15 protein-coding genes, 1 tRNA gene and 1 pseudogene are annotated in these 12,507 nt (G+C 62.4%); 5 read left to right on the plus strand and 12 right to left on the minus strand.

What is annotated here, in order from left to right; genetic code table 11:
* Positions 1–30 precede the first annotated feature (30 nt).
* Together LB535_RS29070 and LB535_RS29075 are read right to left on the minus strand one after the other, a co-directional pair.
* On the minus strand, positions 31–465 hold the full coding sequence (locus LB535_RS29070; RefSeq protein WP_176477007.1) for a nuclear transport factor 2 family protein: 435 nt from the start codon (positions 463–465) through the stop codon (positions 31–33).
* Positions 439–999 (minus strand): annotated as a pseudogene (locus tag LB535_RS29075) (NADPH-dependent FMN reductase); the annotation flags it as partial. The gene LB535_RS29070 and the pseudogene LB535_RS29075, both read right to left, overlap by 27 nt.
* Before the next feature lie 248 nt (positions 1,000–1,247).
* Between LB535_RS29075 and LB535_RS18410 the strand changes: the two are divergent.
* Positions 1,248–1,553 (plus strand): ETC complex I subunit, encoded by a 306-nt coding sequence (locus tag LB535_RS18410; RefSeq protein WP_095767098.1) that lies wholly within the window; start codon positions 1,248–1,250, stop codon positions 1,551–1,553.
* Between the two features lie 55 nt (positions 1,554–1,608).
* Positions 1,609–1,685, plus strand: a tRNA-Arg gene (locus LB535_RS18415).
* A 43-nt stretch (positions 1,686–1,728) separates the two neighbouring features.
* Here the strand turns inward: LB535_RS18415 and LB535_RS18420 are convergent.
* Positions 1,729–2,580 (minus strand): hypothetical protein, encoded by an 852-nt coding sequence (locus tag LB535_RS18420; RefSeq protein WP_224633200.1) that lies wholly within the window; start codon positions 2,578–2,580, stop codon positions 1,729–1,731.
* 175 nt (positions 2,581–2,755) lie between these two features.
* Positions 2,756–3,415 carry an FkbM family methyltransferase gene (locus tag LB535_RS18425; RefSeq protein WP_224633201.1) on the minus strand — a complete coding sequence of 220 codons (660 nt, stop codon included), beginning with the start codon at positions 3,413–3,415 and terminating at the stop codon, positions 2,756–2,758.
* A gap of 298 nt (positions 3,416–3,713) precedes the next feature.
* Between LB535_RS18425 and LB535_RS18430 the strand changes: the two genes are divergently transcribed.
* Positions 3,714–4,205 carry a CatB-related O-acetyltransferase gene (locus LB535_RS18430; protein WP_318012311.1) on the plus strand — a complete coding sequence of 164 codons (492 nt, stop codon included), beginning with the start codon at positions 3,714–3,716 and terminating at the stop codon, positions 4,203–4,205.
* Between the two features lie 9 nt (positions 4,206–4,214).
* The gene (locus LB535_RS18435; protein WP_224633202.1) at positions 4,215–5,180 is read left to right on the plus strand and encodes a glycosyltransferase family 8 protein; all 966 of its coding nucleotides are present in this window, start codon (positions 4,215–4,217) and stop codon (positions 5,178–5,180) included.
* A 105-nt stretch (positions 5,181–5,285) separates the two neighbouring features.
* Here LB535_RS18435 and LB535_RS18440 read toward each other — a convergent pair whose 3' ends face one another.
* The 3 genes from LB535_RS18440 to LB535_RS18450 all read right to left on the minus strand — a co-directional run bounded on the left by LB535_RS18440 (position 5,286) and on the right by LB535_RS18450 (position 6,303).
* Positions 5,286–5,528 carry a DUF982 domain-containing protein gene (locus tag LB535_RS18440; protein ID WP_095767102.1) on the minus strand — a complete coding sequence of 81 codons (243 nt, stop codon included), beginning with the start codon at positions 5,526–5,528 and terminating at the stop codon, positions 5,286–5,288.
* A gap of 227 nt (positions 5,529–5,755) precedes the next feature.
* Positions 5,756–6,001, minus strand: coding sequence for a DUF982 domain-containing protein (locus tag LB535_RS18445; RefSeq protein ID WP_095767103.1), 246 nt, complete (start codon positions 5,999–6,001; stop codon positions 5,756–5,758).
* A 107-nt stretch (positions 6,002–6,108) separates the two neighbouring features.
* Positions 6,109–6,303, minus strand: coding sequence for a hypothetical protein (locus LB535_RS18450; protein WP_095767104.1), 195 nt, complete (start codon positions 6,301–6,303; stop codon positions 6,109–6,111).
* A 430-nt stretch (positions 6,304–6,733) separates the two neighbouring features.
* Between LB535_RS18450 and LB535_RS18455 the strand changes: the two genes are divergently transcribed.
* Positions 6,734–7,093 carry an ArsR/SmtB family transcription factor gene (locus LB535_RS18455; RefSeq protein ID WP_224633203.1) on the plus strand — a complete coding sequence of 120 codons (360 nt, stop codon included), beginning with the start codon at positions 6,734–6,736 and terminating at the stop codon, positions 7,091–7,093.
* A gap of 415 nt (positions 7,094–7,508) precedes the next feature.
* Here LB535_RS18455 and LB535_RS18460 read toward each other — a convergent pair whose 3' ends face one another.
* The 5 genes from LB535_RS18460 to LB535_RS18480 all read right to left on the minus strand — a co-directional run bounded on the left by LB535_RS18460 (position 7,509) and on the right by LB535_RS18480 (position 12,483).
* Positions 7,509–8,315, minus strand: coding sequence for an ABC transporter permease (locus LB535_RS18460; RefSeq protein ID WP_224633204.1), 807 nt, complete (start codon positions 8,313–8,315; stop codon positions 7,509–7,511).
* Between the two features lie 5 nt (positions 8,316–8,320).
* Positions 8,321–9,154 carry an ABC transporter permease gene (locus LB535_RS18465; RefSeq protein WP_224633205.1) on the minus strand — a complete coding sequence of 278 codons (834 nt, stop codon included), beginning with the start codon at positions 9,152–9,154 and terminating at the stop codon, positions 8,321–8,323.
* Positions 9,155–9,175: 21 nt separating this feature from the next.
* The gene (locus tag LB535_RS18470; protein WP_224633206.1) at positions 9,176–10,291 is read right to left on the minus strand and encodes an ABC transporter substrate-binding protein; all 1,116 of its coding nucleotides are present in this window, start codon (positions 10,289–10,291) and stop codon (positions 9,176–9,178) included.
* Between the two features lie 71 nt (positions 10,292–10,362).
* Entirely contained in the window at positions 10,363–11,457 is a 1,095-nt protein-coding gene (locus LB535_RS18475; RefSeq protein WP_224633207.1) for an ABC transporter ATP-binding protein, read from the minus strand.
* Positions 11,458–11,586: 129 nt separating this feature from the next.
* Positions 11,587–12,483: a LysR substrate-binding domain-containing protein gene (locus LB535_RS18480; RefSeq protein WP_095767109.1), complete on the minus strand. Its 897-nt coding sequence runs from the start codon at positions 12,481–12,483 to the stop codon at positions 11,587–11,589.
* Positions 12,484–12,507 lie beyond the last annotated feature (24 nt).

Genomic DNA, 12,507 nt, shown 5'->3' on the forward strand with positions numbered 1-12,507 from the left:
CATTGTGTCGCGGATTTTTACAAGCGCCGGCTAATGAGCCGGGTCGGCGTGGCGATGCACCAGCTTGAATGCGCCATCCTCCAGCCGGAACACTTCCGTCACCCGCAGGGTCATCTCGGTCGCCTCGCCGTTCTTGCCGATGCGTGCCTTGGCATGCTGCAAGCCGCTCCAGAAGGCCAGATCGCCGCTTGCCGAAGCCTGCAGCACCTCAAGGTCGGTGTTGCCGCCCTTGTGGAAGCTTGCAGCGTCTCGTTCGTAGCGGCCAGCGACCGCTTCGGCGCCTTCGAGATGGTCGCCGCGCGGCGAGAAAAACGTCGCCGGTCCGGCGTGGGTGACGATCGCCTTCAGCGAGGTGGCATCGCCATTGACATAGTCCTCGGCGATCTTCTCACGCTGCTTCATGAAAGCATCGAAGGACGAGCCGCCGGGGTGCACCCTCCGGATCCAGCTTTCCAGGCCGGCCATGAAATTCTCGAGGAAGGCGGCGGTGTCGGCATTGGTGACGGCGCCCTTGCCGTCGAGCAGCTCCGCGACATTGCCGATATAGGCCTCCGGCTGCTGCATCACGGGCATGTCGAGGAAGACGAAGGTCTGCCGAAGCGCCTGATTGGAGCCGAAGGCGCCGATCTTGCTCGGGCTGACGCTGACGACCCCGGCGGGCAGGTCCTTGAACACGCTCTTGCCCGGCGGACGCGAGCCGACATCGAGCGCGTTTTTCAGGCAGCCCGGGATCGAGCGGTTATATTCCGGGGTGACGAACAGCACCGCGTCGCATTCGCGTATCGCCGCGCGAAAAGCCGACCACGCCGCAGGCGGGCTGTCGCCATCCAGATCTTCGTTGTAAAGCGGCAGATCGCCGATCTCGATGAAGCGGCAGCGCACCGAATCCGGCGCGCGGGCGGCGAGCGCCTTGGCGATCTTGCGGCTGAAGGACTGGGCGCGCAGGCTGCCGACAAGGACAGCAAGCTGCAGGACGGCGTGTTCGGTTGCATTGGTCATGGCGAAACGTCCGGTTCTGATTTGCCTCACAGGGTAGGACCGGCTCGGGCCGGCCGCCCGACCTTTCGATAATGTCGCCAGCCCAGTGAGGTTCCCTACGTCATGGCGGGCCCCTGGCCGCTTGCGGCCTTGCCGCCGCGGCCATTGCACAGTAATGACGGATTGGCGCGAGATTTCAGGCATCCTGCAGGGTCTCGGATATTGCGCCGCACAAAGGTGCCCGGTCTTCGGGCGGCAAAGAGGTGGTCATGTCCGCGCGTATTTTCAGTCCAGCCAAAACCGCGATGCAGTCCGGCAAGGCCAAGACAGGACATTGGGTGCTGGAATTCGACCCCGCCCAGCGCAAGAAGATCGATCCGCTGATGGGCTACACCACCTCGGGCGACATGTTGAGCCAGGTGAAGCTCACCTTCGAGACGAAGGAAGAGGCTGTGGCTTATGCCGAGAAGCAAAAGATCGCCTATCGCGTGGAAGAGCCGAAGGAAGCCAAGCGCCGGCAGATTTCCTATTCGGACAATTTCCGCTATGACCGCAGGACGCCCTGGACGCACTGACTCCCGGTCTTGCGTCGCCTGGCGTAACCCGCCTCAGCCGGCCCGGCCGGCCGACGGTCCCGTAGCTCAGCTGGATAGAGCACCGGCCTTCTAAGCCGATGGTCGCAGGTTCGAATCCTGCCGGGATCGCCAGTTTGTTCAGTGGCTTATGAGATCCGGCCGGCTCCGAATCCGATCAGAAGTCGCTCACGGCCTGCCCGGCGGGGCCGCCGAGATAAGTGTTCCACACATAGTCCCGAAGCATTTCCCGGTGCTCCATCGTTCGATGGTGGTATCCTGGCCTTTCCGGATATGACACGCCGGCGAGGTGAAAGAAGGCGCCGTCGATAAACTCATGCCGCCCGACCGCGCCCGCCATCGTCATCGGCCGCTGTTCCAGCGTTGCGACGGCGACATCCGCCTCGGCGAGTTTCGAATAGAGAGCCGCCCAGTTTGCGCCGCCGGTGTCGAGGCCGAGGTTCAAGCGCGGCTCGAAGTTCAGCTTGCGATGGGCCACGGCGGAGAACCGATAAAAGCAGTAGCCTGCCCATAAATTCCAGTGCTGATCGCCCTGCTTGGCCTTGTAAACGTGATTTTCGGTGCCGTACGCCCTGCGGCCATATACGGCTTTGCCGTCCAGCTTGGACGGGATGTCGAACGGCGTTACCGGGAAGCAGTCATGATCGATGAAGCCGAAGAGCTCCGGCTTGAGGTGGCGCACGATGTTGTGGAAGGCCCATGTGATTGCAGTTCCGTGCGATCTCGACAGGTGCTTTTCGACCCGCATTGGCAGGGCAAGATAGGGCACGCCGCGCATCTTGCAGATGTTGGCAATGACCTCCCTTGCCGCAATCTTCGTCGAATTGTCGACGACGACCAAGGTCATTCCTGGCGGTTGCATTTCCCACGCCTTCGTTAACGCGTCGATCACCCACGGCACGTTGAAGGCGACCGTGATGCACACGCGCGAGACCCCGGCCTCCTGCAATTCCTTCGCAAGAAGACGCCCGGATGCGCGCCCGCGATGCTCGAAGACCTTGTAGACCACCTGGTTCCTGAGCGCCCTTAACCGGATAACCGTCCGGCTTCGGCTCAGTCTGTCAACGAGCGGTTTGAATGCCAAAGCTGTCTCGCAATAGCTGTGTCCCCGATGTTCTCTTTGCCCGTCGTCGCTGGGAAATCAAGCAGCTTGGAGCGTGGCCAGCAGGCGTTTGGGCTTTGCTTCAGCCCCAATTCAGATCGATATTAGCGATATTCTCGCGCGAAATGCGTTCGCGAAGCGCTCGGATCCTGGCGTCCAGATCGGGCGACAACCTCTCGTGGGTCTCGACCAAGATGCGGCCTATGGAACGATAGATTCCTTCGTCCAGCATGGCCTCGATGCATTCCACCTCGGCACCCTCGATGTCCATTTTCACAATCGCAATGGGGTCGCGAATTGCTTTCAGGAATTCCACCAAATCGACGACTTCGACTTCAAAAGCGCTTCCCTTCGCATGTGCGGGCACCTCGAATAAGGATGACCACTCTGTCATTCGGATGTTTTGAGTGTCCGGTCTCTGGTGGAGAGTGGCCTTTCGCGCTGACCCGCCAACTGCTTTGGGAATGATCGTCACCCGTTTGTCGTCGCCGAACCGGCGCGTCAGCATTTTGAGCGCGGTTGGGTCGGGCTCGAAAGCTATTACCTTCATGCCATAGCTGAGGGCGTGCCGCGTGACGTCGCCGACATTGGCGCCAAGATCGATGAACAAGCCGTTTGGGGAGGTGGCTTTCATCAATTGATGAAAGTTGAATTCGGCTTGTCGCTTCGGGCGCGGCGGACGATGCCACCTGCGGTACAGATGCCAGCGCAGTATGAATTCGAGATAACTTTCCTGTAACACAGTCCACCCGCCTTTTGACCGAAGCGGGTATAATCTTGGCTGGATCGAGTATCAACCATGCCTTCACGACGCGACGGGAAGGGAAGGTACAGTCGTTCGATTGGTTACCTGGTGCAAAGGAACGACCCGTCACTGACCTCGCGCTTGCTACTTCGGCTTATGTACGGCTATGTCGCTGATGGGCTAGGGGAGGTTTGCGATGTCGACATTTTCCAAATGGCTGAGGGAAGTCCGTTCCAAACTGCCGGAGCATGTGACCGTTGGCCGTCACACTTACGGTGTGAAAAGGCAGAAGATCATGTTTTCCTCGCAGGACGCTCCGCTGACAATCGGAGCCTTCTGCTCTGTTGCCGGGCGGGTGCTTTTCATGTGCTCCGGCCAGCACCCGACCGAGAGCGCAACCTCGTTTCCAATCTACAGCCGATTGCTGAAGCAGCCCGAGCTGATCCCCAATGGGGGCAAGCCGGCCGGCATCACCATCGGCAACGACGTTTGGATCGGCAATGGCGCGATGATCCTGCCAGGGGTGGAGATCGGCGACGGTGCAATCGTCGGCGCCGGGGCGGTCGTCACCAAAAATGTGCCCCCCTATGCGATCGTCGGCGGGTCTCCTGCTCGGTTGATCAGATACCGCTTTCCCGAAGAGATCATCTCGAAGCTGCAGGCGATCCAATGGTGGCATTGGGACGATGACAAGGTCAAACGCGAGGCGGCCATGCTCACTGGCCCCATCGAAGCTTTCGTCGCGAAGCATTTTGTGGCAGGCACCGCCCTCAATCGGTCGGGGTAGACGGCAGCGATGACGAAATCATGTTTTTTCATAGCGGCTGACGCCGGGTACTTTCCTTATGCCTGCCTGGCGGCGCGCCGGATATTGGATGTTGCACAAAAACCGACGGACGGTTTCATTCTTCATCTCGGCGCGAGCGACGCCGACAAGAGCATCGCCGATCGGCTGGTGAAAGATCGCGTCCGAGTTGTTGATGTAACGGAATCCATGGCCGCATCCGGCTACCGCTTTCGCCCGGGCAGCGTTGCGACGTTCATCCGTCTCTTTGTCGACCAGTTTGCGGAGTTTGCACCTTACGACCGCATAGCGCACATCGATTGCGACGTGCTTTTCAACCGGGACATTGCCGACCTTGTGGGGCAGCCTATTCAGGCCGCGTTGCTCGCAGCGCATGACGATTACATGTATTTCCGGCCAGCCTATCGGCAAAAGATGTCCATGCAGCCGGGCGCGCCGTACTTCAATGCCGGCATCATCGTCTTCAATATGCCGCCGGTGCGCGAACAGGGACTCATGCAGGAGGCTCGGAGACTCGCCGTCGAAGGCCAGATGAACGATCAAAATGCCCTGAACGTCGTCTTCGAGGGCAAATGGCAGACGATGCATCCCAACTGGAATTTGCAATCGCTTGGAACGAGAGAGTTTCGTTTCTCGCAAGCCTGGGCCAGGCATTTCGCGGGCGGTAAGCCGTGGGGCAATCAGGTCGGCGTCGAACTTGAAGCTCTCAGGATATGGCGCGACCTGGCAAAGGACACGCCTTGGGGCAAGCCGTTCGAGCAGCGCATACCCTTCGAGCGCGGCGTGATGAAGCGCTTCTTCCGGCGCTTCGATGCTGTTGCCGGTCTTTTCGGCAAGGACGTGCAGCGCCGCCGGGCCAGATATGACGGCACGAAGATGCATCAGCTCTACGCCCGGCAGGCGGATGAAGGAGCAATGGCGGTCCAGTTTCCCGAAGTGCTTGGCGATTTCGCCTGATCAGGCGTCGCTTCGCCCTCGTTGAAAGCAAAGCCCGCCGCGGCAATGGGAAACCGCGACGGGCTTGGCGACGCCCCTGGTGGGACGCCATTGGAAAATCGAGGGCTACGCCAGCAGGCCGGCGACCTTGGCCGCCTTGCGCAGTGTCTTGCGGGCTTCCACCGGGCTGCGCAGGCCGTCGAGCGCATCGCGGCAGACACGGCTTGCCGAGCGCCAGGCGCCGCCGCGCGCCGGCCCCGGCCAGCGCTGGTCGAGGCATTCCATCGCCTCGAAACAGCTTGATACCTTGCGCTGGCCGTTTGGCTGGAAATCGATCACGACTGGTTCGGAAAACCAGACATCGTTCATCACTTCCTCCGTTCTTGTGATTGTCTTTAGAGCAAGCAATCGGCGCCGGATGGGCACCCGATGCAGGTTCGCGAGGCGATGCGGAACCCGCGCGTTAACCAACCATCACGCATTAGGTTCCGAAGAATCTTAAGGTGGTGACAGGCCGCGTTCGGACCGGCTCTTGGGCACCGGCTGGCGCGCGATCCGGGCCGCTAAATGGCGCGACCAATGGCCTTTAAAACGCTCTATTCCACCAGCACATGCGCCTCGCGCGCGGCGACGATAAAGGCCTCCCTGGCGTTGTCCGCCGCGATGTCGCCGCGGATCGCCCGGCGGCAGGCGCGCAGCGCCGCGCCATGCAGCGCGCTGCCGGCATCGCGCCATTGGCCGGTCAGCAGTTCGACGGCTTGCTCCGCGTTGGAGATATGCCGGATAGAGCCGGAAACGCCGACGGCGACTTCGACCGGCCTGGAAAACCATCCCTGGATCATCGCGAAAGCTCTCCCGAAATATGTCGGAACACGAAATTTTGCCGCGTGGTTCCGATCCGGAACGTCAACTTACCGTGAAGCCGTCTCACGAAGGCGGCGCACGCTGCTCATCTGCCAAGCGGCCGCCGCGAAAGCTCCATCAATTCCGCCTCGTCGGTGATGCCCGCCATGTAATTGGCGATGATGCGCGAAGCGCGCGCTTCCTTCTGTTCGGCGGTCTCGCCCTCGACATTGCCGTTCGCGTAGACACGGCCAAGCATGGCCGTCTCGTCAGGGGTGAATGTGTTGCGCACAGCGGTCATGGCTTCCTCCTAATAGCCCGGCCCCTCTCTGCCCCGGCTAACATATTAGCATGCTTCAAGATCGGGAGTGAGTCGCCGGTACATAGCCGCAGGCCTCTTTGGTCAGGCGCCTCGGCCGGCCTGCTTCCGCGGCTGCGGCTGACCGCTGTTTTGCCGGCCTCGTTATATTCTTGCCGAATGAGCGCTGCGCTGATACGCATTAGCAGCGCGGAATTTTTCCGAGTCTGCATTGACTTGCGTCGAGAAAAGCGCCGTGCGTTCTGTCCGAGACCAGCAACCCCGACGTGGTGGCAACCGGGTTACGAAGGGGTTCTGGTCGAAAAGAAGCAGGGCAGGTCCCGTCCAAATCGGGGCAGGCCCGTCAACGCTCTGGAACTCCGAAGCCATTGCCCCCATGGCCTTCGGAAGAGCATGAACCATGGGGAAATCGATGGTCACCAAGAAACTTACCGCCAACGCAGAAAGCGCGGCAGCCTTTCTTGCGGTGATGGGCAACGAGAAGCGTCTGCTCATCATGAACTACCTCGCTGAGGGCGAACTCTCGGTCGGCGTGCTCGCCGACAAGGTCGAACTCAGCCAGTCGGCGCTGTCGCAACACCTGGCCAAACTGCGCAGGTTTGGTCTTGTCGAAACCCGCCGCGATCGTCAGATGGTCTATTATTCCTGCAAGTCTTCGGCAGCGCGCGAGCTTCTGGCACTGCTCGATGGCCTGCTGACGACGGACAAGCCGCTCGCCGGACCGGCAAGGCAGGCCTTGGTCGAAAGGATGCGGCGGCCGCAAGCCGCCTGAACAGACTGGCACGCACGGACGAGGCCGGGGGCCTTCGTCCGGCGCGGCACTGCCATGGCGCAGACTGCGTGCAAGCGGCCGCATCGTGACCCGCCCACGTTTCCTTGCTCCTGTCATGCCGCTCGCCCGGCGGTTCATCACGTTTGTTTGAGAGGCGACGCTTGGAAGTCCGATTTCCGCTGCAGGCGGCTGATAGTAAATGATTTTTGTGTATGAGCGGGGTCTGGCTCAGCCGAAGATTACAGATTTGTAAGTCGCCTGGTCGGGCGCTGTTGGCTAAATATCGAGTCGATCCACACCCCCGGATCATGACGGCGCCAAGCTTCCACTTCGGCTCCGTAAGAGGCTCGCCGCTCCGGCGGGCCTCTTTCGTTGCGGGTCGACGATGTGCCTTGCCGCCCAACGACGCCTCGCTCTAGCGTGCGCCGCGCTGCCTTGTGATGACGCTGCGCACAGCGAGCACCAGCACGGTGATAATGATCAGGATCACAGAGAGCGCGGCGATCGCCGGGTCGATGTTATCACGCAGGCCCATCCACATCAGGCGCGGCAGGGTGATGGCGTTGACCGAGGTGATGAACAGCGTCACGCCGATCTCCTCCCAGGAGAGCACGAAAGACAGCAGCGCCGCGGTGACGATGCCGAACTTGATATTAGGCATGATGACGCGCGTCGCGCGCTCCCACACGCTGGCGCCGAGCCCGCGCGCGGCAAGGTCGATGCGCCGGTCGATCTGGCTGAGCGACACGAGGATGAGCACCGTGGCGAAAGGCACGGTCATCACCGAATGCGCCATGGCGACACCCAGCCAGGTATCATACCCGAAGAAGGAGGTGATGCCGGAAACCGAGGTGAGCAGGAAATAGAGCGTCACCGCCGAGACCACCGGCGGCACCACCATCGGCAACAGCACGAAGCCGACAAGGGCGGCGGTGAAGCGCGGCTGGAACATCCACACGCCGAGGCTGAAGGTGAGGGCAAGCGCGGTGGAAAGGATGCTGCTGACGATGCCGATCCTGAGCGAAAGCAGGATCGAGTCCAACCAGCGCGGATCCTCGATCAGCGAACGGTAGTGGCGCAGCGACAATTCCCCCGTCGGCATGGTGAGCATCCGGCTCGGCGTCAGCGACACCGGGATGACGGCAAGCAGCGGCATCAGCAGGAAGAGTGCCACCAGAACGGCGAGGAGCAGCGAGACGGGGCCGGGGCGGTAGGTCGGCATCTCGGCTACACCAATTGCTTCGGTTTGACGTAGCGGAACAGCAGCGCCATCAGCGCGCCGACGAACACCACCAGCACGACGCTGATCGCCGCGCCCAGCCCCCAGTCCGGGCTCTGGAAGATGCGCAGATAAATGAGCTCCGCGATCATGACGCTGCGGCCGCCGCCGAGGATTGCCGGCGTGACGAAGAAGCCCAGCGAGAAGACGAAGGTGATCAGCGCCGAGCCGATGATGCCGGAGCGCGTCATCGGCACGAACACCGTCCAGAAGGTGCGCATGCGGCTGGAGCCGAGACCGCGCGCTGCAAGCAGCACGCGCTCGTCCAGGCTGCGCATGGCGGATGCTAGCGGGAACACCGCGAAAGGGATGAGAAAATGCGACATGCCGACGATGACGCCGAATTCGTTGCGCACCAAAGTCAGGGGCTCCGAGATGAAGCCGACCGATTGCAGCCAGGTGTTGATCAGGCCGCGGTTGGAGAGCAGCGCGACCCAGCCGAAGGCGCGCGTCAGCACCGAGATCCAGAAAGGCACCAGGATGCAGAACTCGGCCAGCACACGCTGCACCGGACTGCCGCGCACCCAGACCACGGTGATGGCATAGGCGGCGGTGACCGAGACCACGGTGACGATCGCCGCGATGCGCAGCGTGCGGATGAACACCGACTGCACCAGGTCGTCGGTGAGCAAAGCGTGGTACTGGCCGAGGCCTAGCGTTGGGAGGGTAAAACTCCACTTCACCACGCCGAGGAAGGGCCAGGCATAGGCAAGGATCAAAAACAGGAGCAGCGGCGCCATCAACAGCGCCGCGCCCATCCTGTCGGAGAGGGGGCCTCTCATCGGTCAGAAATCTCGGCCTGATCAGGCCGAGATGATCTTGGTGTATTCGTCGAGCGCGGCGCCGTAATTCTTGGCGTACCACTCCATGTCGAGCGGGATCTGCTTCTTCATGTTGTCCGGATCGACCGGGTTGATGCGCTTCTTGTCGGCCGGGATCAGCGCATCGGCCGCCGGATTGGCCGGGCCCTGTCCGAGCTTGTCGAACATCACCAGCTCCTTCTGCGGATCCTGGGTGCTGGCGATGAACTTCATCGCCGCGTCCTTGCCGCCGGGATTGTTCTTCAGCACCGCCAGCGCGCCGGGCGAGATCAGGCCCTGGTCCCAGATGAACTTGATCTGGCCGCCGGAGTCCTGCTCGATCAACGAGGCGCGGGTCGACCATACGATCGCCATCGAGGCTTCGCCGTTGAGCAATACGCTCTGGCTTTCGGCGCCGCCGCCCCAATAGGAGACGACGTTTTCCTTGAAGGCGGCGATCTTGTCATGCGCGCGCTTCAGGTCCAGCGGATAGAGCGAGGCGGGTGCCACACCGTCGGCCAGCAGCGCCGCTTCCCAGCTCGATACGCCCCATTTGTAGAGCGAGCGCTTGCCGGGGAATTTCTTCACGTCGAAGAAGTCGGCCATGCCGGTCGGCGCGTTGGAGCCGAATTTCTGCGAGTCATAGGCGATCACATAGGAGAAGAAGTAGGTCGAGGCGGCATATTCCCAGCCGAAGCCCGGCCGCATCTTGCTCTTGTCGACGACCTTGTAGTCGATCGGCTCGAGCATGCCTTGGCCGCCGAGCGTGATGGCTGAGAACGGATCGACGTCGACAAGGTCCCAGGTCGGCGCGCCGCTCTTGTACTGCGCGGCGATAGCACCTTCGGTCGGGCCCGAGCCGTCCATCTTGACCGGGATGCCTGTTTCCTTGGTGAAGGCCTGGCCGTAAGCGGCATCGTAAGCCGTTATGGCGTCGCCGCCCCAGTTCACCAGCACCAGCCCTTTGGTCTCGGCTTGAGCGCCGGTCGAGCGCAAAAGCATCGGCGTGCCGGCGAGCACGAGGCCCGCAAGCTGCGCGAACTGCCGGCGCGAGATCTCGCCGCGCCTGGTCCGCTCGGCGAGGGATTCGATTGTTTGTTTCTTGGTTTCGTTCGTCATGTCAGTTCCCCTTGTTGTCGTTGATTGAACCGGAAGCCGGCGCGGCGATTTCGGGCCGCGGCGGCGGGTGCTTATTGTCCTCCGTCCGGAAGGAGGAAGCCCTTCTCCGCCGGCCAGGTCAGCCAGACGGAATTGCCCTTGCTCAACGCCGCGGCCGCGACCTCGTTCGGCACCGAGACGGTGACCTTGGCGCCTTGGCGCGTGGTGAGGTCGAGCTTGGTCGCGGCACCGAGATAAGTCGAGGCGACGGCCGTCGCCGCGATACCGTTTTGGTTGGCGAACGCTTCCGGCGCGATCGACATGTCTTCGGGGCGGATGGCGAGGATGGCGTCGCCTTTGATCGCCTCGGCCTTGCAGCGCATGTTGACCGCGCGGTCTTCGCAGAGCCCGGTCGCGCCATTGTCGGCGGGGCGCACGCTTTTCACCGGCAGCATGTTGATCTCGCCCAGGAACTCGGCGACGAAGCGGTTGGTCGGCCGGTTATAGACCTCGTCAGGCCTGCCGACCTGCAACAGCTTGCCGTGGTTGAAGATGGCGACGCGCGACGACAGCGCCAGCGCCTCGCTCTGGTCGTGCGTAACGAAGACGAAGGTGGTGCCGGTCTCCTGGTGCAGCCGCTTCATCTCGGCCTGCATCTGGCCGCGCAGGCTCTTGTCCAGCGCCGAGAACGGCTCGTCGAGCAACAGCACGCCCGGCTCGAACACCAGTGCGCGGGCCAGCGCCACGCGCTGCTGCTGGCCGCCGGAAAGCTGCGCCGGCAGCTTCTTCTCGTGACCGTTCAGCCCGACGCGTTCGATCATCTCGCCGACACGGCTTTTGATCTCGGAAGTGGATTTCTTGCGCACCTTGAGCGGGAAGGCGATGTTCTGCTCCACGCTCATATGCGGAAACAAAGCGTAGCCTTGGAACACCATGCCGGCGGCGCGCTGCTCGGCCGGCCGGTTGGTGATGTCGACGCCGTCGCTGAAAAGCTTGCCTTCGCTCGGCTGCACGAAGCCGGCGAGGATCATCAGGAAGGTGGTCTTGCCGGAGCCGGAGGGCCCAAGCAGCGTCAGGAACTCGCCGCGGCCGATATCGAGCGTCAGATTATCCAGCGCCCGGAACGAGCCGAAGCTCTTGCCGATCCCGTTCGCCTTGATCTCTGCGGCCCGGCCGGGTTGCTGCATCCTGCCTCTATCCTCACCGTCAAGCCAAATCGTAGGCACGGCTGCGGCTCACCGCAACCGAATAGTTTTCGCCTGATCGGCAAATTTGATTCACGCGTGGTGCGGAGCGGCGACGCGGCAGCGCCAATCTCAATACTTAGCCAGACTGCTCTCCGACAGCTTCGCCCTCAGCCAGTCGCCGAAGGCATTGAGCACCGGGTGCCCCGCCTTGGCGTGCTCGAAGACCAGAAAATAGGAGCGCGGCGACGGGACGGTCGCCTCGAACGGCTTGACCAGCCGGCCTTCGCTCAGCGCCTGGCGGCCGGTCAGCTCGTCGCCGAGCGCAATCCCCTGGCCGGCGATTGCCGCCGAAAAGACCAGATTCATATCGGAAAAGAAGATGCCGCCTTCGGTATCGGGATTTTCCACCTTGGACAGCGCCAGCCAGCGCGCCCAGTCCTCGGTGTCGGAAAGATGCAGGAGGTTGGCGCGCAGCACGTCGGCGGGTTTGGAAAAACCGCCGACCTTGTTGAGCAGTCTCGGGCTGCAAAGCGGCGTGAAGGAGACTTCGCACAGCAGTTCCACGGCCCGGTTCGGCCAGTTGCCGACGCCGAAGGCGATGAAGGCGTCGGCATCCGGATTGCTGACATCGTCGAGCCGCCGCGGCGTGAGCACCGAGAGCGTCACGTCCGGGTACATCTGCTGGAACTCGCCGATATGCGTGCACAAAAACATTGAGGCGAAGCCCGGCGGGCAGGAGATAGCGAAGGAGCCGCCGACGCCGGCGCCGCTGTTCTGAGTCCTCGCATCGCCAAGCACGGTCAGCGCCTTTCGGACGTCGGCCGCGTAGCGCTGGCCGCGCGGCGTCAGCGCCACGCCCTTGCCGATGCGCTGCAGGAGATCGAAGCCGAGGTCGCGCTCGAGCAGCCGCAACTGATGCGAGACGGCGCTGCGGGTGAGGTGGAGTTCGTCGGCGGCGCGCCAGACGCTGCCGTGACGGGCGAAGCTGTCGAGGGCGCGCAGCGCCTGCGTGGATGGTATTCGCAAGAGGCCTCAGGTGAACCGAATTTG

This window comes from Mesorhizobium sp. CA10 (genome assembly GCF_020165285.1).
GTDB lineage: Bacteria > Pseudomonadota > Alphaproteobacteria > Rhizobiales > Rhizobiaceae > Mesorhizobium.

What these genes read in the sequence shown, in the direction of transcription:
- LB535_RS29070 (WP_176477007.1), bottom strand. Translation starts at nt 465, where the DNA reads ATGGCCGGCCTGGAAAGCTGGATCCGGAGGGTGCACCCCGGCGGCTCG.
- LB535_RS18410 (WP_095767098.1), top strand. Translation starts at nt 1,248, where the DNA reads ATGTCCGCGCGTATTTTCAGTCCAGCCAAAACCGCGATGCAGTCCGGC.
- LB535_RS18430 (WP_318012311.1), top strand. Translation starts at nt 3,714, where the DNA reads ATGTTTTCCTCGCAGGACGCTCCGCTGACAATCGGAGCCTTCTGCTCT.
- LB535_RS18435 (WP_224633202.1), top strand. Translation starts at nt 4,215, where the DNA reads ATGACGAAATCATGTTTTTTCATAGCGGCTGACGCCGGGTACTTTCCT.
- LB535_RS18440 (WP_095767102.1), bottom strand. Translation starts at nt 5,528, where the DNA reads ATGAACGATGTCTGGTTTTCCGAACCAGTCGTGATCGATTTCCAGCCA.
- LB535_RS18445 (WP_095767103.1), bottom strand. Translation starts at nt 6,001, where the DNA reads ATGATCCAGGGATGGTTTTCCAGGCCGGTCGAAGTCGCCGTCGGCGTT.
- LB535_RS18450 (WP_095767104.1), bottom strand. Translation starts at nt 6,303, where the DNA reads ATGACCGCTGTGCGCAACACATTCACCCCTGACGAGACGGCCATGCTT.
- LB535_RS18455 (WP_224633203.1), top strand. Translation starts at nt 6,734, where the DNA reads ATGGTCACCAAGAAACTTACCGCCAACGCAGAAAGCGCGGCAGCCTTT.
- LB535_RS18460 (WP_224633204.1), bottom strand. Translation starts at nt 8,315, where the DNA reads ATGCCGACCTACCGCCCCGGCCCCGTCTCGCTGCTCCTCGCCGTTCTG.
- LB535_RS18465 (WP_224633205.1), bottom strand. Translation starts at nt 9,154, where the DNA reads ATGAGAGGCCCCCTCTCCGACAGGATGGGCGCGGCGCTGTTGATGGCG.
- LB535_RS18470 (WP_224633206.1), bottom strand. Translation starts at nt 10,291, where the DNA reads ATGACGAACGAAACCAAGAAACAAACAATCGAATCCCTCGCCGAGCGG.
- LB535_RS18475 (WP_224633207.1), bottom strand. Translation starts at nt 11,457, where the DNA reads ATGCAGCAACCCGGCCGGGCCGCAGAGATCAAGGCGAACGGGATCGGC.